General features: G+C 39.1%; 23 protein-coding genes. 16 read left to right on the top strand and 7 right to left on the bottom strand.

Going from position 1 to position 26,349, the window contains the following annotated elements; all coding sequences use genetic code 11:
• Window positions 1-536: 536 nt before the first annotated feature.
• The 8 genes from GSQ74_RS09220 to GSQ74_RS09185 all read left to right on the top strand — a co-directional run bounded on the left by GSQ74_RS09220 (window position 537) and on the right by GSQ74_RS09185 (window position 9,235).
• Window positions 537-1,466 (top strand): outer membrane protein assembly factor BamD, encoded by a 930-nt coding sequence (locus GSQ74_RS09220; RefSeq protein WP_158992453.1) that lies wholly within the window; start codon window positions 537-539, stop codon window positions 1,464-1,466.
• Window positions 1,467-1,471: 5 nt separating this feature from the next.
• On the top strand, window positions 1,472-1,807 hold the full coding sequence (locus GSQ74_RS09215; RefSeq protein WP_158992451.1) for a DNA-directed RNA polymerase subunit omega: 336 nt from the start codon (window positions 1,472-1,474) through the stop codon (window positions 1,805-1,807).
• A gap of 113 nt (window positions 1,808-1,920) precedes the next feature.
• The gene (gene coaBC, locus GSQ74_RS09210; RefSeq protein WP_158992759.1) at window positions 1,921-3,117 is read left to right on the top strand and encodes a bifunctional phosphopantothenoylcysteine decarboxylase/phosphopantothenate--cysteine ligase CoaBC; all 1,197 of its coding nucleotides are present in this window, start codon (window positions 1,921-1,923) and stop codon (window positions 3,115-3,117) included.
• Window positions 3,117-4,019: a DUF4835 family protein gene (locus GSQ74_RS09205; protein WP_158992449.1), complete on the top strand. Its 903-nt coding sequence runs from the start codon at window positions 3,117-3,119 to the stop codon at window positions 4,017-4,019. The genes coaBC and GSQ74_RS09205 overlap by 1 nt, the downstream gene beginning before the upstream one ends.
• A gap of 340 nt (window positions 4,020-4,359) precedes the next feature.
• Window positions 4,360-4,734 (top strand): BlaI/MecI/CopY family transcriptional regulator, encoded by a 375-nt coding sequence (locus GSQ74_RS09200; RefSeq protein ID WP_158992447.1) that lies wholly within the window; start codon window positions 4,360-4,362, stop codon window positions 4,732-4,734.
• 2 nt (window positions 4,735-4,736) lie between these two features.
• On the top strand, window positions 4,737-6,602 hold the full coding sequence (locus GSQ74_RS09195; protein WP_158992445.1) for a M56 family metallopeptidase: 1,866 nt from the start codon (window positions 4,737-4,739) through the stop codon (window positions 6,600-6,602).
• A gap of 49 nt (window positions 6,603-6,651) precedes the next feature.
• The gene (gene recN, locus GSQ74_RS09190) at window positions 6,652-8,307 is read left to right on the top strand and encodes a DNA repair protein RecN (protein ID WP_158992442.1); all 1,656 of its coding nucleotides are present in this window, start codon (window positions 6,652-6,654) and stop codon (window positions 8,305-8,307) included.
• 115 nt (window positions 8,308-8,422) lie between these two features.
• On the top strand, window positions 8,423-9,235 hold the full coding sequence (locus GSQ74_RS09185) for an enoyl-ACP reductase (RefSeq protein WP_158992440.1): 813 nt from the start codon (window positions 8,423-8,425) through the stop codon (window positions 9,233-9,235).
• 103 nt (window positions 9,236-9,338) lie between these two features.
• Here GSQ74_RS09185 and GSQ74_RS09180 read toward each other — a convergent pair whose 3' ends face one another.
• Window positions 9,339-9,731, bottom strand: coding sequence for a hypothetical protein (locus tag GSQ74_RS09180; protein WP_158992438.1), 393 nt, complete (start codon window positions 9,729-9,731; stop codon window positions 9,339-9,341).
• A gap of 272 nt (window positions 9,732-10,003) precedes the next feature.
• On the opposite strand from GSQ74_RS09180, the gene GSQ74_RS09175 reads away from it, so the two are divergent.
• Complete coding sequence (locus tag GSQ74_RS09175) at window positions 10,004-11,221, top strand: carboxypeptidase-like regulatory domain-containing protein (protein WP_158992436.1); 1,218 nt, start codon at window positions 10,004-10,006, stop codon at window positions 11,219-11,221.
• A gap of 71 nt (window positions 11,222-11,292) precedes the next feature.
• Here the strand turns inward: GSQ74_RS09175 and GSQ74_RS09170 are convergent, their stop codons facing one another.
• On the bottom strand, window positions 11,293-13,830 hold the full coding sequence (locus tag GSQ74_RS09170; protein ID WP_158992434.1) for an ATP-dependent Clp protease ATP-binding subunit: 2,538 nt from the start codon (window positions 13,828-13,830) through the stop codon (window positions 11,293-11,295).
• Between the two features lie 492 nt (window positions 13,831-14,322).
• On the opposite strand from GSQ74_RS09170, the gene aqpZ reads away from it, so the two are divergent.
• The 3 genes from aqpZ (at window position 14,323) to GSQ74_RS09155 (ending at window position 17,837) form a co-directional block, all read left to right on the top strand.
• Window positions 14,323-15,030, top strand: coding sequence for an aquaporin Z (gene aqpZ, locus GSQ74_RS09165; RefSeq protein WP_158992432.1), 708 nt, complete (start codon window positions 14,323-14,325; stop codon window positions 15,028-15,030).
• Between the two features lie 247 nt (window positions 15,031-15,277).
• On the top strand, window positions 15,278-16,960 hold the full coding sequence (gene ettA, locus GSQ74_RS09160; RefSeq protein WP_158992430.1) for an energy-dependent translational throttle protein EttA: 1,683 nt from the start codon (window positions 15,278-15,280) through the stop codon (window positions 16,958-16,960).
• A 196-nt stretch (window positions 16,961-17,156) separates the two neighbouring features.
• Window positions 17,157-17,837, top strand: coding sequence for a hypothetical protein (locus tag GSQ74_RS09155; protein WP_158992428.1), 681 nt, complete (start codon window positions 17,157-17,159; stop codon window positions 17,835-17,837).
• A 19-nt stretch (window positions 17,838-17,856) separates the two neighbouring features.
• On the opposite strand, the gene GSQ74_RS09150 is transcribed toward GSQ74_RS09155, so the two are convergent.
• Window positions 17,857-18,300 carry a hypothetical protein gene (locus GSQ74_RS09150; RefSeq protein ID WP_158992426.1) on the bottom strand — a complete coding sequence of 148 codons (444 nt, stop codon included), beginning with the start codon at window positions 18,298-18,300 and terminating at the stop codon, window positions 17,857-17,859.
• Between the two features lie 16 nt (window positions 18,301-18,316).
• A complete protein-coding gene (locus GSQ74_RS09145) occupies window positions 18,317-19,231 on the bottom strand; it encodes an alkaline phosphatase family protein (RefSeq protein ID WP_158992424.1) in 915 nt (304 codons plus the stop codon).
• A 207-nt stretch (window positions 19,232-19,438) separates the two neighbouring features.
• Between GSQ74_RS09145 and GSQ74_RS09140 the strand changes: the two genes are divergently transcribed.
• The 3 genes from GSQ74_RS09140 to GSQ74_RS09130 all read left to right on the top strand — a co-directional run bounded on the left by GSQ74_RS09140 (window position 19,439) and on the right by GSQ74_RS09130 (window position 21,091).
• Window positions 19,439-19,912: a ribonuclease H-like YkuK family protein gene (locus tag GSQ74_RS09140; protein WP_158992422.1), complete on the top strand. Its 474-nt coding sequence runs from the start codon at window positions 19,439-19,441 to the stop codon at window positions 19,910-19,912.
• A gap of 46 nt (window positions 19,913-19,958) precedes the next feature.
• Window positions 19,959-20,471, top strand: a complete 513-nt coding sequence (locus tag GSQ74_RS09135; protein WP_158992420.1) for a TlpA disulfide reductase family protein — start codon at window positions 19,959-19,961, stop codon at window positions 20,469-20,471.
• Window positions 20,472-20,617: 146 nt separating this feature from the next.
• Window positions 20,618-21,091, top strand: a complete 474-nt coding sequence (locus GSQ74_RS09130) for an SRPBCC family protein (protein WP_158992418.1) — start codon at window positions 20,618-20,620, stop codon at window positions 21,089-21,091.
• Between the two features lie 66 nt (window positions 21,092-21,157).
• On the opposite strand, the gene gldB is transcribed toward GSQ74_RS09130, so the two are convergent.
• A complete protein-coding gene (gene gldB, locus GSQ74_RS09125) occupies window positions 21,158-22,231 on the bottom strand; it encodes a gliding motility lipoprotein GldB (RefSeq protein WP_254060839.1) in 1,074 nt (357 codons plus the stop codon).
• A gap of 13 nt (window positions 22,232-22,244) precedes the next feature.
• Here gldB and GSQ74_RS09120 point away from each other — a divergent pair, with 13 nt between their 5' ends.
• The gene (locus GSQ74_RS09120) at window positions 22,245-23,894 is read left to right on the top strand and encodes an NAD+ synthase (protein ID WP_158992416.1); all 1,650 of its coding nucleotides are present in this window, start codon (window positions 22,245-22,247) and stop codon (window positions 23,892-23,894) included.
• A gap of 110 nt (window positions 23,895-24,004) precedes the next feature.
• Here the strand turns inward: GSQ74_RS09120 and GSQ74_RS09115 are convergent, their stop codons facing one another.
• Entirely contained in the window at window positions 24,005-24,697 is a 693-nt protein-coding gene (locus GSQ74_RS09115) for a response regulator transcription factor (RefSeq protein ID WP_158992414.1), read from the bottom strand.
• A gap of 3 nt (window positions 24,698-24,700) precedes the next feature.
• Window positions 24,701-26,347 (bottom strand): sensor histidine kinase KdpD, encoded by a 1,647-nt coding sequence (locus tag GSQ74_RS09110; RefSeq protein WP_158992412.1) that lies wholly within the window; start codon window positions 26,345-26,347, stop codon window positions 24,701-24,703.
• Window positions 26,348-26,349 lie beyond the last annotated feature (2 nt).

Raw genomic sequence — 26,349 nt, 5'->3', positions numbered from 1 at the left:
TTAAAACACCTAAAAAGTGCAAGGAACGACTACACTCTTCGGCTGTACTCAGGATACATCGCACAACTAAACATACCTAAACTGCCACCTACACTATATAGAATATATACAACTATATTATAGTGGAGATATAAATATAAACGAACAGCCATAACCGTAAAGAACGCCACTATATTATTATATAGTATATATAGCTATATACCACACCCTATGTAAACGAGTAGCCATATCGTAAAAAAAACATCTATATTATATAGTATATATATAGTAAACCTGTGCCGGATAAGCGAACGAGATAGCCACAAAGAAAACCCTTTATACTATAGTATATATACAGACGTATAAACTGGTAGCGAAACAGATACTTTTCCTCTCTTATACTATATAGCAATAGGCCATCGTTTGCGTGCCCGTACAAAGGTTAAAAGATGTTAAATACTATATATATATAACACGTGTACAAAAAAGTGGCTATATATTAGCTGCTTATAAATAAAATAATTGACTGAATTACATTATTCAACTATCTTTGCACGATGTTTAAAAAACAATACTATTTATTAGGGGCTATTTTAATTGTATTACTACTTGCATTTGGCAGTTGCAAAAGCAAGTTTGAGAAGTTAAAAGCAAGTAACGATTACGCCAAAAAATATAAAGAGGCCATCAGGCTTTATAATAAAAAGAACTACAGCAAAGCTTTAGAGCTATTTGATGTGTTGGTTGCCCGCTACCGCGGACAGGAACAAGCGGAAGATTTATACTACTACTACGCTTACACCAACTATAGGTTGCATGATTATACATCAGCCAGGTATCACTTTAAATCTTTCGCGGATACTTACCCTAACAGCACAAGGGCCGAGGAGTGCCGGTTTATGGCAGCTTATTGCTATTACCTGGATTCGCCGATCTTCTCGCTTGATCAATCGAATACTTTAAGCGCTATTGATGCCTTGCAGTTGTTCATCAACTTATACCCAAAAAGCGAGCGTGTGGCTGAAGCAGGTAAGCTGATACAAAACTTACGTGATAAGCTGGAAGAAAAATCATACGCTAACTCTAAGTTATATTTAACTATTGGTGATTTCCAATCAGCTGTTATATCATTTGGTAACTCATTACGTGATTACCCTGATACTAAGTATGCTGAGGAAATGGAATTTTTAACGATTAAGGCTCAATACTTATATTCTAAGGAAAGTGCTGAGTTTTTACAGGAAGACCGTTTTACCGCGGCGATTACTGATGCCGACCAGTTTAGAGACAAATACCCGAACAGTAAATATTTAAGTGATGTTGCTGTTTTGAAAAAAGAGAGCGAACGTGGCATAACAAAAGCCAAAGATATATTAGCCGAAGCTGCTAGCGACCAAAGGCTTGCACGTAAAATTGCTAAAAGAGACACGGTAAAATCCCAGCCGCCATCAGAAAAAGGGAATAATGATCAGAAAATACCAAATTAAAAGATATGAGTACTACAAACATTAACAAGCCTGCTGTTGCAAGCAGCACAGTGACACGCGATTTACGTGAGTTGGATATCGAAACAGGCAACATTTATGAGTCGATTGTAATTATGTCGAAAAGGGCTAACCAGCTTTCAAATAATATCAAGGAAGAATTACACGCGAAACTTTCTGAGTTTGCTTCATCTAACGATAACTTAGAAGAGATATTTGAAAACCGCGAGCAGATTGAAATATCTAAATACTACGAAAAATTACCTAAATCTACTTTAGTAGCTGTTCAGGAATTTCTAGATGGTAAGGTATATCACCGTAACCCTGCTAAAGAGCAACAATAATACTTTATCCGCTTAAAGCGGATAACACAAAAAATATTTTGGAACTCCCCATTGGGGAGTTTTTTTGTTTAATTTTAAATTTATTACCATTGTACCGGCAAAACGGTTATTATATGTTTGAGGGTAAAAAGATCATCTTAGGAGTTTGCGGCAGTATAGCCGCGTATAAATCGGCTTTATTGGTGCGGTTACTGGTTAAGGCCGGTGCCGATGTACAGGTAATTATGACCAAAGATGCCACCAGCTTTATTACACCTTTAACCCTTGCTACGCTATCAAAAAAACCGGTGCTGGTTGATTATTTTATACCCGAAAGCGGCGAATGGAATAACCATGTGGAATTAGGTTTATGGGCAGATGCTTTGCTAATAGCTCCCGCCACAGCTAATACCCTTGCCAAAATGGCTAATGGCTTTTGTGATAACTTACTATTGGCTATTTATCTTTCGGCTAAATGCCCGGTGTACTTCGCTCCTGCTATGGATCTGGATATGTGGAAACACCCGGCAACTACGCAAAACGTTGCAAAGCTTCAATCGTACGGGAACATACTGATTAATCCGGGCACGGGTGAACTGGCCAGCGGCCTGCACGGTGAGGGAAGAATGGCAGAACCGGAAGAAATTATTTCGTTTCTATCCGCGCAGCTAAAAAAAAAACTTCCGTTAAGCGGTAAAAAAGTATTGGTTACCGCCGGCCCTACTTATGAGGCTATTGACCCGGTAAGGTTTATTGGCAACCATTCGTCGGGTAAAATGGGGTTTGCCATTGCTGATGAATTTGCAGCTATGGGTGCCGATGTAACACTTATTTCCGGCCCAACTGCCCAAACCAGCAAACAACACGTAAATCGCATTGATGTTACCACTGCTGCCGAAATGCTGCAGGCTTGTGAAACAAATTATATTAATGCTGATGTTTGCGTGATGAGCGCGGCAGTTGCCGATTATACACCTGTTGACCCATCGCCTAAAAAGATAAAGAAGCAGAACGGCAACCTTAATATAGAACTGCAAAGCACTGTTGATATATTAAAAACATTGGGCCAGAAAAAACGGGATGGCCAGTTATTGGTGGGTTTCGCGCTGGAAACTAACGACGAGGAGCAAAACGCCATTTTAAAACTAAAAAAGAAGAATCTTGATTTTATTGTATTAAATTCGCTAAACGATGCGGGTGCCGGTTTTAAAGGCAACACCAATAAAATAACCATTATTGACCATAACCTTAACAAAACAACTTTCGATTTAAAAACCAAAGATGAAGTTGCCCGGGACATTTGTCAAAAAGTTGCTGAATTAATAAAGTAATGAAAAAAATTAGCCTTTACCTGTTATTTATTTGTTTAAGCTGCACTGCTTTCGGTCAGGATTTGAATGCAAGGGTATCGGTTTTATCCCCCAAAATACAAACTACCAACAAACGCATATTTACTGAGCTGGAAACAGCTATGAAGACCTTTTTAAATGGCCACAAATGGTGCGCCGATCAGATTGAGTCGCAGGAAAGATTTGATTGTACATTTGTGCTGAATGTAACCAGTTGGGATGGCAGCAGCAGCTTTAGCGGCGAATTACAGGTACAATCATCAAGGCCTGTCTTTAATTCCACCTACAACAGCCCAGTAATGTTGTTAAATGACAAGAACATCGACTTCACCTATCAACAAGGCCAAACCATTGATTATTCCGACCAAAGCTTTACCAGTAATTTAAGCTCGATAATGGCCTTTTACGCATACATAGTTATAGGTATGGATTATGATACATTTTCGCGATACGGTGGCACACAATACTTTACGCTTGCACAAAACGTAGTTAACCTTGCGCAAACATCAACCTATACCGGCTGGAAAGCTTTTGATAATAACAATGTGAGCCGCTACTGGCTTTCTGAAAACCTGAATGATAAAGTTTATGCACCACTGCGTAGCTTTATGTATGACTATCATCGCAACGGGCTTGATATAATGGCCGATAATACCGGCAAAGGCATTAAAGTGATTGCCAACCTTTTGCCCGACCTGGAGCAAATTGACCGCACCCGTTCAGGCGCCATGTATCCGCTGGTATTTTATACCGCTAAAAGCGATGAGCTGGTTTCTATTTTTACCAAAGCCGATCCGCAGGACAGGATAGCGGCGATGAACATACTTACCCAGGCCGATCCCGGCGATGGGAATAAATATGCCACGCTACAAGGCAATAAATAGTAGGAACCTGGATTTTAAGGATTCTTTTTGATTTACAGGATTTAAATATCGTAACTAAATCCCCCTTTGTTATTCTGAGCATAGCGAAGAATCTGTACACCTGTTTACATTTTACAGATTCTTCGCTATGCTCAAAATGACAAAACATTTTAGATTGAAAACCCTTCATCATCGTCCATTCAAATGCCTATGCTTAAATATCAAAAATTAAGCGTTCAGCTTTCAATTCTATGCAACATCCCACAATTCTTCACGTCTCTTTTGTTAAATAATGTGAAATAATTTGTATGTACGAAAAATATCGTACATATTTGTACGAAAGAATTCGTAATACAAAAAAATGGAAATGAAACCGACAGAAAGCGAGCTTGAAATATTGCAGATCATTTGGGAAAAGGGCCAGTGCTCGGTGCGTGATGTACATGAGGTTTTAGAGAAAACAAAAGACGCCGGCTACACTACCACCCTTAAATTAATGCAGATTATGCACGACAAAGGTTTGGTTGAGCGCGACACCACTGCCAAAACACATTTGTATAAAGCGTTAATCACCCGTGAGCAAGCACAGAATACCGCATTGGATAAGATTATATCAACCGTATTTAATGGTTCTTCATCACAATTGGTAATGCAGGTGCTTAGCAACAATCAAGCATCCAAAGAAGAACTGGACATGATAAAAAACTACCTGGATAACTTAGAAAAAAACAATTAGTTATGACAACGAGCATCCTTATCAACGCCCTTGGCCAGGCCATATTTGAGTCTGTTGGGCAGGCATTATTAGTTTATGTTGCATTACAGGTATTGGTGCAACTGTTCCCGGGCATCACCTCAAAATACAAGTACGATGCTAACTACCTTGGCTTAACTATTATTTGCTGCTGGTTTATGGCTAATCTGCTCAAAATATACCTGCACAATGTAGCCATGGCTAATTATGCGATACTCTCCACAGGCAATAACCTAATTTTAGGTGTGACGCATGCCCCCTCTCTATTACAACAGGCAGAAAGCTTAATTACGCAATATGCCAAATACATAGCAGGCCTATACATGATAGGTTTGATACTGCAAGCCATAAAGTTAACCGGCGGTTTTGTACACATCCATCACATCCGCAAACAAAAGAACCTACAAACAGATATTTCATGGACCAACAAGGCGCAGGAAATATGCAAGAATCTAAAAATCGTTAAAACGGTATCGTTATATTTCTCGGAGCACATATCCATTCCTTTAACCATCGGTTATCTAAAACCTATCATCATATTCCCTTTATCGCTTATCAATAACCTTGATAATAATCAGGTTGAAGCTATATTGATGCACGAGTTATCGCACATTAAACGGCATGATTACCTGCTGAACATTTTGCAGTGCATTATGGAAACCATCCTCTGCTTTAACCCCTTTGTTTGGTTGATCTCAAAAACCATCAGGCTAAAGCGCGAGCATTGCTGCGATGATATGGTTATTGATGCTGATTATAACAATTTCACTTACTCTAAAGCGTTGCTTGTCATCGCGCAACAAAACAGTCAACATTATGCACTGGCTATGGCATCTGCCGGCAATAAAAAATATCCACTACTAAACAGAATTAAAAGATTAAACACCATGGAAACAAAAGATTCACTACCCAAATTTAATCTGCTTGCAATTATTACCATAGCAGCTATCGGCACATTGTTAGCCTGGGGTATACCGCAATATAGTACAGCGAAAACAACCGCGAAAAAAGCACATAAGATAAGCTTCTTCATAAAGGAGACTACTCCGACAGCTCATTTAACAGGCAATTGTGCTGTACATACATCTCATAAAAAGAAATTCTTTGCACTTTATACAGATACTGCTACCGCCAAAATATTGGATGATACCACCAAAAAAAAGTTTAAAATAGTTATTGAGGACGATAAAGGCGACAAGAAAGAGTACCGCTCTTTAAGCGACATGCCTGCATCAGACAAGAAGGAATTTTTAGAAGAGAACCCATCATTTGATTTTAAGTTTGATGATAGTATGCGCTTTGCATCGGCAGTAAACTTTAAGATGACTCCTGAATTTAAAAAGCAAATGTTTGTAATAAAGATGAATGCAAAGAAACTGCAGGAACAATTCAATAGCCCGCAATGGAAGAAGCAAATTAAAGACATGCAAATTCAGGCCGAAAAAATGGGCAAACAGGCTAACAGCGCAGAATGGAGAAAGCAACGGGAAGAAATGAGAGATCAGGCTGAAAAAATGAAAGCGCAATTTGACAGCCCTGAATGGAAAAAACAATTGGAAGACATGAAGGTGCAGGCTAAAAAAATGAGTGAGCAATATGTTAACAGTCCGGAATTTAAGAAGCAAATGGTTGAAATAAAATTACAGGCTGAGCATATGAGTAAACAGTTTAGCAGCGACCAATTGAAAAAACAGCGAGACGAACTGCGTGGTCAACTTGACAAATTGAACAAACAATTCAACAGCCCCGAATGGAAAAAGCAGATGGAAGACATGCAGAAAAACATACAGGACGAGGTTAATAAGAACCTAAAAAACATGCCGATAGACAGCACAAAGAGCGCAAACTAACCAAGCCTTAACAAAGTATTTTGTATTTTAGCGTTCTTATTTTAACGCTATGCTCCAAAGGCTTTCTATTAGTAATTACGCTTTAATTGACAACCTGGAAATCAGTTTTGATAAAGGGTTGAATATACTTACAGGTGAAACGGGCGCGGGTAAATCAATCATACTCGGCGCCCTTTCGCTTATATTAGGTCAGCGGGCCGAGAGTAGGTATTTCTATAATCAACAAAAAAAATGCGTTATCGAAGGCTCTTTTAAGATAGAAGGATTTCACCTGAAATCCTTTTTTGAAGATAACGACCTTGACTACGAAGCCGAAACCGTTTTAAGACGCGAGATCTCTGCCGATGGTAAATCCCGGGCTTTTGTTAATGATACCCCGGTAAACCTTAATTCGCTTAAAGCATTGGGCGAAAAGTTGATCGATATCCACTCGCAACATGCAACTTTAGAAATTAACGATCCTGAATTTCAATTACTGATTGTTGATTCCGTAGGCAAACATGATGAGTTGTTAAATGATTATCGCGCCAAATTCAAAACTTATAAAAAATCCATTTCGCGCCTGCAGCAATTGATTGAGGAAAGCGATAAAGCAAAAGCTGATTTAGATTACTTCCAGTTTCAGTTTGATGAGTTGGAAAAAGCAACCCTATCTACCGATGAGCAGGAATTAGCGGAACAGGAACTTTACGCTTTGAATAATGCTGGTGAGATAAAGCGTAACCTATTAGGCGCTTATTATTTAATGAATGAGGGAGAATCATCCGCATTGATTCAATTACACGAGGCGGGGCATCAGCTATCTTCCCTCGAAAAATTCAACCCAGAAATAACCGAATTACACCAACGCCTCAACAGTACCATTATCGAGCTAAAGGATATTGCCGCCGAGATTGATACAATTGAACAACGCACCCATACCAATGAAACACGTGTTGAGGAGATCAATACTCGTTTAAGCCTGATCTACAATCTGCAAAAAAAGCATCGGGTAAACACGATTGCCGATCTGTTAGCAATCCAGGATGATCTATCCGCCAAAATACAACAGGCTGTTTTTAGTGATGAAGCGATAGAAAAATTAGAGAAACAATTAGCTGTAGATAAACAAGAATTGGAACAATTAGCTGCAAAACTATCAGCAAACCGTACTCGGATCATCCCCCAAATTGAAAAACAAGTACTGGAAACCCTTGCCGAAATGGGCATGGCGAATTCAGCGCTCAAGATTGATACTTCCCATACCGGAGAGTTAACTAAAGATGGCGTGGATCATGTGCGTTTTCTTTTCTCTGCAAACAAAGGTCACGCTCTGGCAGAGATGAGCAAGGTAGCATCAGGCGGTGAGCTATCAAGATTAATGTTAAGCATCAAATCGCTTGTAGCGCAAAATACTGCTTTACCAACAATTATTTTTGATGAGATCGACACAGGGGTATCCGGCGAAGTTGCCAACAAAGTTGGGCAGATCATGGAGAAACTGGCCGATAACTTACAAGTGATCACCATAACCCACCTGCCGCAGATTGCCAGCAAAGGTCAAAGCCATTACTTTGTATACAAAGATGATGAAGGCGCAGCTACTAACACCCGCATAAAACAATTGAACCAACAGGAACGTGTACTGGAAATTGCCAAAATGCTAAGTGGTGATAAACCAGGTGAAAGCGCTTTGCAAAATGCAAGAGAATTACTAGCTTCTTAATCCCCTGAAAAGGAATAAATTGATCATTTAACTGGTAATGGAAAATCGTAACTCGTAAATATAAAATCGTAAATATAATTATAACTTTACCACTTTATAAACAACAAACCAAAACATGGCTTATAATTTATTAAAAGGCAAAAAAGGAATCATATTCGGTGCGCTGGATGAAAATTCTATCGCCTGGAAAACAGCACAGCATTGTTATGCCGAAGGTGCCGAATTAGTATTAACCAACGCTCCTATCGCTTTGCGCATGGGAACCATCAATAAACTGGCAGAAGAGATTAACGCACCCGTTATCCCGGCTGACGTTACCAGCGCCGAAGATATTACCAACCTGTTCGTTAAAACCAAAGAACATTTTGGCGGCGGTGTTGATTTTATCCTTCATTCAATAGGCATGAGCATTAACGTGCGTAAAAACATACCTTATACTGAGAATAACTACGATTTCACTCACAAAGGCCTTGATATTTCAGCGATCAGCTTACACCGTGTATTGCAGATAGCTATGAAAGAAGATGCGATTAACGAGTGGGGATCTGTTGTAGCCCTTACTTACATTGCAGGCCAGCGTGTATTCCCAAGCTATAATGATATGGCCGACGGAAAAGCAATGCTGGAAAGTATTGCACGTAACTTTGGCTACTTTTATGGCGTCGAAAAGAAAGTGCGTATCAACACTGTATCTCAATCACCAACCCGCACTACTGCAGGTTCAGGTGTTAAAGGCTTTGATGGTTTTATCAGCTATGCTGAGAAAATGAGCCCACTTGGTAATGCAACAGCTGATGAATGTGCTGATTACTGCGTAAGCTTATTCTCTGACCTAACCAAAATGGTTACCATGCAAAACCTTTTCCATGATGGCGGATTCTCCTTCACCGGGGTTTCACAAGCTGTTATTGAGCAGATGGAGAAATAGTAATTAGTTTCACAATCTTCCAGGCATATAAAAAGAAAGCCTTCGATGATATATCGAAGGCTTTTTGATTTTAAAAAAGATTAGTAAGTCTAACCTCCAATCACTAATTAGCAGCTACTAAAACTAATTTCACTGTAATGTCTTGTGTTGGTAAATATGGTGTAGTACCGCCAGCATCTTGTGAGTATAATACTAAATTTCCAGCGTCATTGTAATAGCTGTATGATACATTGTTATATACCTCTGGTATTTGCTCATACACTCCTTCGAAAAATGAGAAGTAAACTAAAACCGCACCTTGTTGGTTAAAATAATTACCAATTTGCTTTGCAGGTAGTGAAACCGAATCTGATCTACCATCAGCGGTTACAGTCCAATCACTTGGTTTAACAGTAGCGGTATAATGTTGATTAGGTTGAACAACGTTATATTGTTTTGTGCAAGACGCGGTAAATAACGCACCGCCGATAACTAATAAAAATAAGATTTTTTTCATAATGCAAGATGTTACTTTTTTATATAGACCAAAGTTCCGTAAAAAGGTTTAAACAAAATGTAAAATTTTCTTCAAAAGACATTAAAGACGGCTCTTTAACATTCTTTAACAAAAAAAGCACCCATTTATTGTGGGGATTAATAATTTATTGCGAAAGTATATACCCATCAATTGTAAAAATCTTTATACGCGTTAAAACAGCTTTACAATATTCCTTAGCTTTATATTACCAAACCCAACATTGTCAATAGCAATAAAAACCCCATTTATCTATGTTTAAATACCTTACAATCTTCTTACTATTTATAGCTATTAATAGCAACGCCCAGTATACTATTACCGGCAGGGTTATAAATACAACTGATAAAACCCCTATACACCTAGCAGTAGCTTTTATTAACAATACGATGATTTCTACCAGCACTAATGATGACGGCGTATTCAACTTACACCAGGTACCTGCGGGCCGTTGCCAACTTTTAGTAACTATTGTTGGTTATGAACCCTATCATGCAATGCTTAATGTAACTGGTAATATCGATTTAAAAGCTATAGCACTAAAGGCATCCAACAATAATTTAACAGAAGTGGTTATCAAGGCTAAGCCTAAACTTTCTTCCTGTTTTCCTATGTTTGAAACAGAGTTTTTCGGTAATTCAATTTTCGCGAGAGAATGTAAAATACTTAATCCGTACGACGTTAAATTTTATGATATCGATGCCCGTGGTGGGTTTAGCGCACGATCTGATAAATTTATTGAGATAGAAAACGATGCATTAGGTTATAAGATTAAATTCCTGCTTAACTTTTTTGTTAAGGACATAAATACATCCAACGTTTACTTTGGAGGAGAATCTTATTTTGAAGAGATGAAGGGAACTCCGAAGCAGCAAAAAGAATGGCGGATGAACCGGTTAGAATGTTATCAGGGTTCAATGATGCAGCTTTTCAGATCAATAAAAAGTGATAGCCTTTCCGAAAACGGTTTCCGTATAAAGCGTGCCAGTCGCGGAAAAAACCCTTATTATAATAGAAATGCTATTACGGTAGATCCTTATGATCCGCAGGCTGCAGCAGATGTAGATGCCATGTCAGATAATTTTGGCATCGATGCTGACTATGATAACTCTACTTATAGTGCTCAGCTTCAAAACGGTTTTTTAACTGGTAAAGAGCTACTTTTAAAAACTAATCAAAAGGATATGTATGCCATAAAGGGTACAAGCGCAAAAGATACTTCATTAAACAGCTTGTTTATAGAGCATGTAAAAAACATTGTGCCTGTTGTTAATGGTAATCCGGTTTCTCCTTTTTGGATATGGCACAGTTCAATAACGTTCTTTATGTTTATTAATAAAAACAAACCGTACCTTGTTTTTAATAACAATGGTAAAATCCTTAATCCTGCAGTAATAAACATAGATGGTTATATGTTATTGCAGACACGAGTAGGAACTATGCTTCCTTATGATTATAGGCCAATACTATAATAGCTAATAATATTCATAAAAAAAGCCTCCAAGAAATCCCTGGAGGCTTTTTTATTTTATTCGCAATAAAATTATTTCTGTTCTTCTTCCTCTTCAGGCTTTTTGTTTTCGCCTTTACGGTCAGCTATGGTAATCTCGTTGGTTTCTTTATTGAAATCCACTTCCATCGTATCACCTTCGCTAAGCTCGCCTTTCAATATTTCTTCAGCAATCGGATCTTCCAGATATTTCTGGATGGCACGTTTTAAAGGGCGAGCACCAAATTGTGAATCATATCCCTTTTCTGCGATGAATTCCTTGGCAGCAAGTGTAAGCTCAATTTTGTAGCCTAAGCTGTTTACACGGCCAAATAATGAAGCCAATTCAATATCGATAATTTTGAAGATCTCGTCTTTACCCAAAGAGTTAAACACGATCACATCATCAACACGGTTCAGGAACTCAGGGGCAAAAGCACGTTTTAACGCGTTTTCAATTACACCACGTGAGTGTGAATCTGCCTGGGTAGTTTTTGCACTAGTGCTGAAACCAACACCCTGACCGAAATCTTTCAACTGGCGTGCGCCGATATTAGAGGTCATGATGATGATTGTATTCCTGAAATCAACCTTACGGCCTAATGAATCAGTCAACTGGCCTTCGTCCAATACCTGTAACAATATGTTGAATACATCCGGGTGAGCTTTTTCGATCTCATCCAATAATACTACTGCATATGGTTTACGGCGTACTTTTTCAGTAAGCTGGCCACCTTCTTCGTAACCAACATAACCCGGAGGCGCTCCAACTAAACGAGATACCGCGAATTTCTCCATGTACTCGCTCATATCAATTTGTATCAGCGCGTCTTCAGTATCAAACATAAAACGGGCAAGCTCCTTAGCAAGCTCAGTTTTACCAACACCTGTTGGGCCTAAGAAAATAAATGAACCAATAGGTTTTTTAGGATCTTTCAATCCGGCACGGGTACGTTGTATAGCGCGGGTTAATTTTTTGATCGCATCTTCCTGACCAATAATCTTACCGGCAATGGTATCAGACATGTTCAACAACTTTAAGCTGTCGGCTTGCCCAACCTTTTGCACCGGGATACCGGTCATCATTGAAACAACTTCGGCAACATTATCTTCAGTTACAGTGTAACGTTTTGATTTTGTTTCCGCTTCCCATACTGATTTTGCCTGGTCAAGTTCTTCTAACAGGTGTTTTTCAGTATCCCGAAGTTTAGCGGCTTCCTCATATTTCTGGCTGCGAACTACCTTGTTTTTCTCAACCTTGATCAGCTCTATCTTTTGCTCAATATCCAAAATATTCTGCGGAACGTGGATATTGGTTAAGTGAACACGTGAACCTGATTCGTCCAAAGCATCAATAGCCTTATCCGGTAAAAACCTGTCGGTAATATACCTTGTGGTTAATGCAACGCAAGCGTTAATAGCTTCAGGCGTATAAGTTACACCGTGATGTTCTTCGTATTTCTCTTTGATCCTGTTTAATATCTCGATGGTTTCATCAGGAGTAGCAGGCTCAACCATTACTTTTTGGAAACGACGGTCTAAAGCGCCATCTTTTTCAATGTACTGGCGATACTCATCTAAAGTTGTCGCGCCAATGCATTGGATCTCTCCACGAGCCAAAGCCGGTTTAAACATGTTCGAAGCATCAAGCGAACCTGAAGCACCACCTGCACCAACTATAGTATGTATCTCATCAATAAATAAAATTACATCCGGAGATTTTTCCAGCTCATTCATTACCGCTTTCATGCGCTCTTCAAACTGGCCACGGTATTTGGTACCTGCCACCAATGAAGCCAGATCAAGCGTTACCACACGTTTGTTAAACAACACACGTGATACTTTACGCTGAACTATACGCAATGCAAGCCCTTCAGCAATTGCTGACTTACCTACACCCGGCTCACCTATTAATATAGGGTTATTCTTTTTACGACGTGATAAGATCTGCGAAACACGCTCAATTTCTTTTTCACGACCAACGATCGGGTCAAGGCGGCCATCTTCAGCAGCTTTGGTTAAATCGCGGCCAAAGTTATCAAGCACCGGTGTTTTTGATTTTATATCAGATACTTTTTTAGGCTGGCTAAAAGAGTCATCATCCTTAAATTCATCCTCACCACCAGTCGGCGATCCTGGCATCTCGTCGGTCACATCGTTTTTATGTGATTCCACTTCGCCTTTAAATATCTCGTAGTTAACATTAAACTGCATTAATATCTGCGATGCAATATTATCCTCATCACGTAAAATCGATAGCAGTAAATGCTCTGTACCAATTACATCACTTTTAAATATTTTAGCTTCAAGGTAAGTTATCTTCAATACTTTTTCTGCTTGTTTAGTTAAAGGAATGCTGCCTATGTGTACATTAGTGCCAACGGTGCCTTTTACAGCATCTTCAACGGCACGGCGCAATTTGGCGGTATCAACAGTAAGCTCTTTAAGTAATTTAATAGCTACTCCGTCCCCGTCGCGAATTAATCCGAGTAGAAGGTGTTCTGTACCAATATAATCATGGCCAAGGCGTAACGCCTCTTCTCTGCTATATTGTATAACATCCTTAACCCGTGGCGAAAATTTAGCTTCCATATTATACCTTTCTAAGTTTGTACGTTCCTAATTTAAAAATTGTTTTTCTCAAAAGGAACAAGTTCTTTTTACACTTATCAACAATATTATTGCCAAGTTTTTAAACCGTTTAAAAACAGACATTGTTATGATGTGCAATCTATTAATTTACCCATTACACAAAGAATTTTATTTATAAAAACTGAAATTATTAGCTATAAATGACAGTATATCAATTGTTAATAATTTTTAGATCCCTGCCAGCCTAAATAGTTTAATATATAAATGCTTTCTACCCCCTAATTATGACAAATGTGGAATATACGGCACTTTGTTTATGCCATTACGACATACAAACGTACTACTGCTACCCATTAGTATTAAATATACGTAAAATCCATGTATATTGATTTGATAAATAATAGATTATAATGTTTGTTATATAATTATGAAAATCATAATTCATATATTTAATTAATAATTCTTAAATCCTTTCACTCCAATTCACCAATTATGGAAACCAAACTTTTCACAAAATTCTCTGCCGAGTTTTTCGGCACACTGGTACTTGTTTTAATGGGATGCGGCAGCGCGGTAATTGCAGGGGCAAACGGCACAACTGGCGTGGGCATTTTAGGCATTGCATTTGCCTTTGGCTTATCTGTTGTGGCAATGGCCTATGCAATTGGGCACATATCGGGTTGCCACATTAACCCGGCTATTTCAATAGGCATGGTAGTAGCTGGGCGCATGCCTGCAAAAGAAGCTGGCGTTTATATCATTGGGCAAATATTAGGCGCAATTGCGGGGGCTGGGCTGCTTTTCCTTATTGCATCAGGTAAAGATGGATATTCAATAGTAGCAAATGGCCTGGGGCAAGATGGTTACGCCGCGGCATCGCCGGGTGGCTATAATTTATTGTCGGGCTTTGTTGCCGAAACCGTATTTACATTTATTTTTCTGCTGGTTATTTTCGGTTCTACTTCTACAAGAAATATAAATGGTGGTTTCGCCGGCTTAGCAATAGGCTTAAGTTTAGTACTTATACATATTGTAGGCATACCTGTTACAGGCGTATCGGTAAATCCGGCCCGAAGCATTGGCCCTGCATTATTGGTTGGCGGCACAGCTATAAGCCAACTATGGTTATTTATTTTAGCCCCAATACTTGGCAGCGTGTTAAGCGCGGTTGTATGGCGATACCTTTTAGAAAGAAAATAACAACGTCTCACCCAACCCTCCCCGGAAGGGAGGGCCCTAAAAAAGCGTAAAGCTAAAGTCTCCCCTTCTGGGGGAGACCTGCCTGCCGGACAGGCAGGTTTAGAGGGGGCTTTTTTCCCATATCCGCTGATTTGTTGCCCCGCCAAATCAGCGGATATTTTATTTTCCGGAAACTTAATTACCACTTTGATTTAGGTATTCCATCAATTTTCATTCATATTTGCCTCTATATTATTGATACAAATACATGGCAGACGAAAAGATCATATTTTCAATGGCCGGGGTGAGCAAGGTATATCCCCCGCAGAAAACAGTTTTAAAAAATATATACCTGTCCTTTTTCTACGGCGCCAAAATTGGTGTGATCGGTCTAAACGGATCAGGTAAATCATCACTATTAAAAATTATTGCCGGTATTGATAAAACCAATATTGGCGAAGTTGTATTCTCCCCGGGATATACAGTAGGTTACCTAAGCCAGGAACCTGAACTCGACCCTGAAAAAACAGTACGCGAAATAGTTGAGGAAGGTGTTAGCGAAATAACCGCCCTGCTTAAAGAATACGAAGAGATCAATGAAAAATTTGGTTTAGAGGAGTATTACAGTGATGCCGATAAAATGGATAAGCTGATGACTCGCCAGGGTGAACTTCAGGATAAAATTGATTCGGTAAACGCATGGGAACTGGATACCAAGCTTGAAAGAGCCATGGATGCTTTAAGATGCCCAGAGCCGGATACTAAAATCTCAGTATTGTCAGGTGGTGAGCGCCGCAGGGTGGCACTTTGTCGTTTATTATTGAAAGAACCCGATGTTTTATTGCTGGATGAGCCTACCAACCACTTGGATGCAGAATCCATTGATTGGCTGGAGCAACACTTAAAACAATATAAAGGAACCGTTATAGCCGTAACCCACGATCGTTACTTCCTGGATAATGTTGCTGGATGGATTTTAGAGCTTGACCGTGGAGAAGGTATCCCATGGAAGGGAAATTATTCCTCATGGCTGGATCAAAAAGCGAAACGTTTGGCGCAAGAGGATAAAACCGAAAGCAAACGCCAAAAAGCATTGGAGCGCGAGCTGGAATGGGTACGTATGGGCCCAAAAGGCAGGCATACCAAATCAAAGGCGCGTTTATCCAACTATGACAAATTAGCATCCGAAGAAACAAAAGATCGCGAAGAAAAATTGGAACTTTTCATTCCACCGGGCCCTCGTTTGGGTAATGTGGTGATAGAAGCCAATGGCGTAAGCAAATCATACGGTGATAAATTATTGTTTGACAACCTGAACTTCTCCTTACCACCAGCTGGTATAGTGGGGATTATCGGGCCAAATGGTGCAGGTAAAACCACTTTATTCCGCCTAATTACAGGTCAGGATAAACCGGATTCAGGCACTTTCCGTGTAGGGGAAACCGTAGCCCTAGGTTATGTCGACCAATTGCATGATGATCTCGACCCGAATAAATCGGTTTGGGAAAACGTTACCGGCGGTTTAGAAACCATTATGGTGGGTAACCGTCCGTTAAATTCAAGGGCCTATGTTTCCCGCTTTAACTTCAATGGTGCCGATCAGCAGAAGAAAGTAGGTGTATTATCCGGGGGAGAGCGTAACCGTGTGCATTTATCTATCACGTTGAAAAAAGGCTCCAATGTTTTATTGCTGGATGAGCCAACCAATGATATTGACGTAAATACCTTACGTGCACTGGAAGAAGCCTTAGAGGATTTCGGCGGCTGTGCGGTAGTTATTAGTCACGACCGTTGGTTTTTGGATAGGATATGTACGCACATCCTGGCATTTGAAGGTAACTCACAAGTTTACTTCTTCGAAGGCAATTATTCCGATTATGAAGAGAATCGCAAAAAACGTTTGGGTGATATTGCACCGAAGAGGATTAAATATAAGAAGTTGACGGTGTGATTTTAAGATTTACGAAGTTTTTAAAACTTCGTAAATCTATTTCGTCAATCACCACGTCATTGCGAGAAACGCAGCAATCCCCTACTTACAGAACTGCTCTGCATAGCTTAGAGATTGCTTCGTTCCTCGCAATGACGCGGTATTTATAAAACTCTTCAGCATTAAACCCCGCATACCTTCTTAGTCCAAATTATAAATGGAAGCAATTTCCATCTATATTAAAACCAATCCCCATATCATGACACCTAAACACATCATCATATCGGCTTTATTATTAAGCTTCGGTTTAATAGGCAAATCACAAACTTTAAATAGGATCAACCTAAAAGTCACCAATAACAACACTTACATTCGTTCGGTTGAGCTGGTTGCAGATAGCGTTGTTTTGCACATTGATATGAAGGGAAATATCCGCATGAGTTCAATCGACAGCACTGACGTTGACTATTGGACTCAATTTGACGGGCAATACAAGCAAGGTAAAATAAAATCGCTTGGCAATACCGAAATAGATTATTACACCAATTTCGATGGCATGGATAAAGCAGGAAAATTAAAATCAGTTGGCGATGTGTTGATCACTTACTATGATGTTTTTGATGGACAGCAGGATCTTGGTCGTATAAAAAGCATTGGTAACATACAATTCACTTACAATACTAACCTTAATGGTCTGGATAACATTGGCAAACTAAACGCCATTGGAGACGAAAAGATTGTTTATTATGACCGGTTCGATAGTGATAAAATCCAAGGTAAGATTAAATCAATCGGCGCCAGCACTATCAATTATTATACTGTATTTGATGGTGATGATAAAAATGGCTTACTAAAATCAATAAGCGGCAACGATCCTTATATTAATGTGATTGACTAAGGAAGTTTCGATAAACTTATTACTTCCAACTATCCTTCCCACTCCCCCGCCATTGGCTTAAACTCATCAATGAATCTGTCTTTATATCCAAATAGTGAACCGACTGATCTTTGGCGTTAACATAAAAATGCTCCAGATCTTCGAATCTATCAGGGTCATCCACCCCTATTTTAACCCAGTAGTAGTTAAACCCTTTTACCGGCTCCTGGCCAATAACAACCCCAACGTGTTTGGTGGTATCCTTATTATTCTTTTGAAACCACTTTAGGATATTGTTAAACTCCGGCAAGGCAGTAACCTGCGCTATGGCTATGCTATCGTTTTTATTACTGTCGGCAGCCGTTTTAGGACTTAAATTTAATTCTATTTTAGGCGCAGCAGCTGTTTTGGGAGCACTGGAATTGCATGACCATATGGCAAACAATAAAACGAACAAGCAAGCAACTTTAAACACATTTTTCATAAACAAAAGCAAAAATTTATTTCCATACATCACCAATCACACCTGCACTTTGTTTATCATCGGCAGGCAGCTTGTACATAGCCTCAAGGGTGTGCAGCACATTGTAGTGGGTAATGTGCTCATTGTATTTGCCTGTTTTAACGTGGGCACCGTAAAATATAGTTGGTATCTGGTTTACGGCTGTACGGCTGTCGTCCTCATCAAAAGTAATAATCAGTAAGCTATCATGCTTTTTGGCCCACTCAGCATATTTGCTGATATACTCCTTCAGCCATTTATCTCCACGCTGAATGGCGGCATCATCGCCGGGTGCGCCAATATTGTGCATATCATTATCCATGTTGGGTATAACAAATGCTACGGTAGGCAATTTGTTATAATCCGTAGGAAAATCAGTCATCGGCAAACTTAACGAAGCCGGGATATTATTCTTTTTAGTGCCGATCCAGTTTACCCATGGCGCGTGTTTACGTCCATATAGATAACTGCCGGTTAGGGTGCTTTTTTGATAATAGCAAGGCAGGTACCCTACCGATGGCATAGTTTCGGCATAACCTTTAAAGGTAAATCCGTTGTCTATTAACGCTGCTCCTAAATTTGGTGTAGTATAAGGTGTTTCGCTCATTAAACATTTATCATCCACTATGCCCTGAACATCGCCTGAAAATAAAGCCAGGTAATTTGGCTGACTCGGGTGTGTTACGCCATGCGAATCAGTAAATAAAGCGCCATTTTCTGAAAGCCAGGTAATATATGGTGAATTTTTCGAGCCAATAAGCGCGTCATAGTCGTGATTTTCTTCAATTATTACAATAATATGCTTGTATTTAGGCAGCGGGGGTGTCGACTTATAGTTAACAAACGACAGACAAGCAGCACCTAAAGTGGCAGTGCCTATAAATGCAGGAATTAGCTTTTTTAATGATTTCATGGTCAGTATTTGATAATATAAAAGTATTGATAAAGCCTTTATTAATGATGATTTATCGCTAAAATCTTACAAAAAGAGCTAACCTGTTAATAATCAAATAAATGTTAACAAATAAATCACATGTATTTAACGTTAATATGAAAGTGTATCGCTTATTTTTATAAACCTGAAAATCAGGTTGTAACAAATTAACTAAACCAAATTTTTATGACCTGGAGAAAATTCAGCGGCGAAATCATCCAATCGCCCATTATGGAGGAAGTTGAAAGGGCTATTGAGCGCGAACACCTGCTGGGCAATAAACTCAAAGTTTGTATCGGTACTGATTCGCAGGTAAAAGGTGCTGTTACCGACTTTGCTACCGTAATTGTATTCATCCGTGAAGCCCGCGGCGCATTCATGTTCATCCATCAGGAGCGTACTTCGCAAAAAATGACCATCAAGGAACGCATGCTTTGCGAAGTACAAAAATCCATCGACATTGCCTATAAGCTTTGTGATCTGCTTGATTTATATGATGTAGATCTGGAAGTGCATGCCGATATTAATACCAACCCAATGTTTAAATCAAACCAGGCTTTACATGAAGCAATGGGTTACATATTGGGTATGGGCTTTGTATTTAAGGCTAAACCAGAAGCTTTTGCCAGCTCGTACTGCGCCAATAAAATGGTGCAATAATGGCATAGTTTTTCGGTGATGTTTCTATCTTGCAAAAAACATCGCTATGAAAAAGCTATCTATTCTTTTGCTGCTTTGCTTTGCGATACTATTCAGTAACGCGCAGCAAATTGATGCCACTACCCGTACTAAAGTAGGTGACTTATCGCCAAACTTTAGTTTTAATATTAGTAAGGACAAAGTTGCAAGCCTTTCGGATTACAAAGGCAAAATTGTGGTGCTTGATTTTTTTGCTACCTGGTGCCCGCCTTGTCGCATGGAACTTCCACGGGTTCAAAAAGAGATATGGGAGAAATATAACGCCAACCCCAAGTTTGCCTTATTTGCTTTCGACCGCGAAGAAAACTGGGATAAAGTATTGCCCTTCAAACAAAAAAATCACTTCACCTTCCCGATGATACCCGATATGGGCCGGGTGATATTCAGCTTGTATGCTTCTCAATCTATCCCACGTTTAATTGTTATTGACGAAAAGGGGAAAATCATTTATCAATCCATTGGCTATACAGAAAAAGACTTTAGTGAGCTGCTTGCCTTACTATCATCAAAACTAAAATAGCTGTATGGAAGACAATTTTCAGGATGGATATTAAAGCTTATGAAAAAGTTGGTTTTAGCAAGTTGATGATAGAAATGAGATTACCAAACGACTAAAATTTGACTAAATAATCAAAACAATTAAGCCTGCCACGGCTTATCATATATGTGAAGACATATCAATTAAAATTTGAGCAGTATCTCCCTATACCTTTAGCCGAAGCTTGGGATTTCTTTTCATCGCCATTTAATTTAGCAAAGATCACCCCACCCGAAATGAAATTTGTGGTGACCAGTGATTATGATGAAAACACGAAAATGTATCCCGGTATGATCATTACTTACAAAATCACCCCAATATTCAGTGTAAAAATGAATTGGATGACGGAGATAACCCACGTAAAGGAGAACGAATATTTTGTAGACGAGCAGCGCATCGGCCCTTATGCGCTATGGCATCACCAACACCATTTTAAAGAAGTTAAAAGCGGTGTGCTAATGACTGATGTTTTAAATTATGCCATCCCCTACGGCATCATTGGCAGAGCTGCTAATGAGATAATAGTAGCTAAACAGATATATAAGATATTTGATTACCGCACTAAAGAAGTTAACAAACTATTTGGTACTTATCGGGGATAGAGACTGGAAATTAGAGATCAGGTCAACTTCAAAAAACTAATCTCCAATTAACTAAACTCTAATCTCTTACTTCGGATGATATTTCGAGTCGTTTAAAATTTGTTGTGGGGTGGTATTGGCCATTAATTGCGGCAAGGTAACATCCGGATGCTTATCCATATAGCTCTTTACAATTTGCCAGCCCTCATATAGGCCCAATCTTGGCGCGGCTTCATTATTCTCACCAATACCCGATGTAAATGGCGCTACATCAATAAACTTCTTGATCTTATTATAATCCGTTTCGTATAATAAATTCTCGTCCAATAAATATCCCCAGATGCTCGGCTCATATTTTTTGCACCAATCCAGTTGTTTAGCGGTATAACCTATTTTGGTTGAATCCGACACATCAGGCAACACCTGATCCATAAAGTACAATATCTTGCCATTATAGATCATTTTAGTCAGCAACGATTGGTCTACATCTTTTTCAGGGAACATCTCATTACGTGCAAAACCTTCAATTACGCGCGGGGTGATATTATCAGGTGTAAAAAATTGCGATAAATAATGCGGAAAAGCTTTGGTTAATGATGGATAAAATCTCGAATTCGCCCCCAGAAACAAATCCAAACCAATACCAAAATAACCATCACCAATAGAAGTTTGCGCTTCGAAACCCGAGAAATAAGCATAAACCTTTGGTATACGCTGCTGCGGATAATAATACTTTACACGGCGAAATGCATCGGTTAATTCCGCATTCTGCTTATCCATGTTAGGGTATACCGAGTCTACATCATGCTCCAGATCCTTGTAGGGCTGAGCATTCACAATTTGGCGGATCACACTATAGTAAGCAGTATCGGTAATGGTTCCGGCCTGTAATATTTGCTCAATAAAGTCCTTATAAAAAACGCCATATTTATTTTGAAGAATGGCCGTCTCCTGCGCGGTTGGTTTTGTGCGGATGGCATCAAAATCTTTATCAAAGCGTTCAACAGTAATATTAACATCAATATTACTTACATCAACTTTTTTACTGTGGCTACAGGCTGTTAATAGCAGGCTGATGAAAAAAAATAAATAAATTTGCTTTGTCTTGTTCGGAGTAGCCATCATTTTTATACTTTGGGCAAAATTAGTTTTTTTCTTCATATCTGTTCATACTATGAAAATTGCATTAGCGCAACTCAACTATCATATCGGGAATTTTGAATCGAATACTGCTAAAATTATCGGCAACATTAATAAGGCGCGCCAAAATGGGGCTGATCTAGTGGTTTTTGCCGAGCTATGTGTATGCGGTTATCCATCCCGCGATTTTTTGGAGTTCGACGAGTTTATTGAGTTATGCGAAGCATCGGCACAACAAATTGCTGCTGCCTGTACCGATATGGCCTGCATTATAGGCATTCCCACCTTTAACAAAGGTACTGAAGGCAAGGATTTGAACAACTCTGCCTACTTTATTGAGAATGGGAAAGTAAAAGCGATAGTTAACAAAGCGTTATTACCTAACTACGATATTTTTGATGAATACCGCTACTTTGAACCTTCAACCGTATTTAATTGTATTGAGTTTAAAGGTCACCGCATAGCACTAACCATTTGCGAAGATTTATGGAATAATATAGAGAACCCGCTATATGTTACCCGGCCAATGGATATACTTATTAAACAAAAGCCTGATGTGATGATCAACATCGCGGCATCGCCATTTGCAGTAAAGCATGATGATGAGCGTATTGATATTTTGCGGGATAACGCCAGCCGATATAATTTACCCCTATTTTATGTAAACCAGGTAGGCGCGCAGACAGAATTGATTTTTGATGGTGGATCATTAGTTTATGATAGAACAGGCAAACTGGTTGATGAATTACCTTATTTTGAGGAAAGCCTTGCTTACTATACTTTAGGCAAGGATGCTACCATCACTTTAGAGCAACCGGCGACTTTAAAGGCTGAACGCCCAGCAGATATTGAACAAATCCACCAGGCGGTAATATTAGGTATAAAAGATTATTTTCATAAATCAGGGTTTAGCAAAGCGATATTAGGCTTATCCGGCGGGATTGATTCTGCCGTGGTTTGTGCTTTGGCTGCCGAGGCTTTAGGGCCTGAAAATGTGATGGCAGTATTACTACCATCTCGTTTCTCTTCTGATCACTCTTTAAAGGATGCAGAAGATTTGGTAACTAATTTAGGTTGTAAAAGCGAAACTATTGCCATAAAGAATGTGACCGAAGCCTTTGAAACAGCTTTATCGCCCCAGTTTCAAAACCTGCCATTTAATATTGCCGAGGAGAATATACAATCGCGTAGCAGGGCTATTTTATTAATGGCGATGTGCAATAAGTTCGGCTACATTTTGCTGAACACTTCCAACAAAAGCGAAGCTGCCGTAGGTTATGGTACTTTATATGGTGATATGTGTGGAGGTATATCCGTAATTGGTGATGTTTACAAAACTCAGGTTTTTGAATTAGCTCGCTACATTAACCGCGACCGTGAGATCATCCCGGAAAATTCCATCATAAAACCGCCATCTGCTGAATTAAGGCCGGATCAAAAAGACAGCGACTCCCTGCCTGAATATGATATTTTAGATAAGATCATCGCTGAATATGTAGAGCATCGCTGCTCATCTGCCGAGATTATCAAAATGGGTTATGATGAACCAACTGTAAGACGAACCATCCGATTAATTAACCTTGCTGAGCACAAAAGGTATCAAACTCCACCGATATTAAGGGTGTCAAACAAAGCGTTTGGTATGGGTAGAAGGATGCCTATTGTAGGGAAGTATTTGTCGTAAAAAAGACTCGAAAGTGCGGGCATGTCGTGCTGAGGCACTCGAAGCATAAGCGTAAAGGCCTCTGCGCTCATGCTTCGAGTGCCTCATCACGACACCCTGTTTCTATTAATTTACCCCTGATAAACAAACTTATACCCAATACCCCTAACCGTCTGCAGGTATTGCGGTGAATCAGGGTTGCTTTCTATTTTTTTACGTAGGCGGACGATGTGCATATCCAGCGTGCGGGTATTTACATCAGCGTTGTATCCCCAAACTTCCATCATCAGTTCCTCACGGTTAATAACCTTGTTTTGATTTTTAAGGAAGTAAAGTAAAATCCTGTTCTCCAGTATGGTCAGTTCAATTTTACGGCCATCTTTTATCAGTAAGTGCGTATTAGGCAAATGTTCAATATTGGCAAACTTGTACGATTCCGATTTCTCGTTATTTAATGAAAATTTGATCTTATTATCAATCATCGCCACCAAAACATCCATATTAAAAGGCTTGGTAATGTAATCAGACACGCCAAAGTTATAAGCCTCTATCTTATCAATATCCTGGCTTTTGGCAGTCATCATAATAATGAGTTTATCAAACCCTTTGGCGCGTACGTTGTCGCATACTTCTGAGCCCGGCTTGCCCGGCATCATCCAGTCCAACAAAACAATATCAGGTTGTTCTTCCAATATCGCGGTTTCAGCATTATCGCCATTGCTGGCCTCTAACACTTTATAACCTTCAGATTGTAAACGTTCTGCCACCAAAAACCGCAGGTTCTCGTCGTCTTCGGCTAATACAATTTTTATTTCTTTGTTCATTTTCTAATTATCATACGGAAGCGTAACAACAAACTCAGATCCTTGGTCAACCTGGCTGTTCACTATTATCTCCCCGTGCATAAAATTAACTAATTCTTTACAAAATGCCAGCCCAAGCCCAACGCTGCCATTTTGATTATATTTATTTTCTATTCGGTAAAATTTATTAAAAACATTGGTCAGTTCACTCTTCGGGATGCCAATTCCTCTGTCCTTAAACGAAAAAATAACGTTTCGCTTATCCCGGCTAATATTTATGTGCAATTCCCTTTTCTCCGGATGCGAATATTTGTAAGCATTTTCCATTAAATTCTGGAATAAACTACCCAACAATACAGGGTCAGTATGTATTATGTTCACATCCTTAATTTTGCAACTCAACTTAAAATCAGCATATTTAATCCTGAAGCTGGCTATATACTTGTCAACAAAATCGTTCAATACAATCTCCTCAATTTTTATGTTGATGGATTTATTTTCGAGCTGCGTGAATGATAACAACTTATTCATCAAATCGTTTAGCTTATCTGCTTCTTCATCTAAAATTTTACCATAATGTTTCAGCTGCCGTTCAGATAAGCCACCCTCGCCGCGCAAATTTGATCCTGCTATTTTAATTACGCTAACCGGCGTTTTAAACTCGTGGGTGAAATTGTTTATAAAATCATACTGTAGCTTAAACATCTGCATGTTTACTTTAAGATTACGATATATAAGGTAACCTATTAAAATCAAAAACATATAAATCAACACTACAATACCGCCAATAGGCATAAACCTGCGGTTAGTTTCATCAATCAAATAACCTTTGGTCGATTTAAAAAATAACTTATAATCAGAAAAAGCTCCCGGCAAGGCTACTTCCGTTATCATATTATTACTGGCATCGTTCTCCAGCGGATAATATACCACCGGCCTAATAGTTACACTTTCATAAAGCTCCTTATGGATGTTATTAACTTTTAAGTGATATGGATCAAGCAAAAAAGTCATCATATTTTGGCGATAAATGACGCCCGGTTGTACATGATCCTGTAAACCACGATATATTTTTACATCCTCGCGCCTTAATATATTCAGGTAGCTTATTTTTTCGGGTTTAACGTCATAAAATGTCTTGAAGATCTCATCCTGTGTAGCTTCGCGCGATGTATCAGAATAGGCTATAAAATCATTTAGCTTGTCGGCCATATTCCTAAAATCCGCTTCAGCGGTAAGTCTTTTTTCGGGAGCGCTGTTGATTATATTTTTGTGCCTTTTAAATTGATATGCGGACTCAATATCTATCGACAATCTATGTTCTTGTTTACTTGATTTTACTCCACTGCCTATAGCCAGTTCGTAAAAAATGATATGCCTCACAAAGGGGTAATCATTAAAAACAGATTTAGAATAATCGGATGCTGAATTAAAGGTCAAATAACCTTGGTAGGACGTTATCTCAGGTATTTTATTCAGAAAGAAATCATTATAGGGCTTGATGGTTTCTTCTGATACATCAATTTTTTTTGAGGCGAACTCATCCTGCACATAGGTCGAAGTTAAGTTGTAAGCCACAATAAGCGCTATCACAAACGATATCGAAATCAGTACCATAAAGATAATGATCAATGAAAAATTCTTCCGGTAAATATTGCTGTGTGGCTTCATTA

It is taken from the genome of Mucilaginibacter sp. L196, from assembly GCF_009765905.1.
GTDB lineage: Bacteria > Bacteroidota > Bacteroidia > Sphingobacteriales > Sphingobacteriaceae > Mucilaginibacter.
The sequence above is the reverse complement of the archived record's forward strand: the minus strand, read 5'-3'. Positions and strand labels throughout refer to the sequence as shown.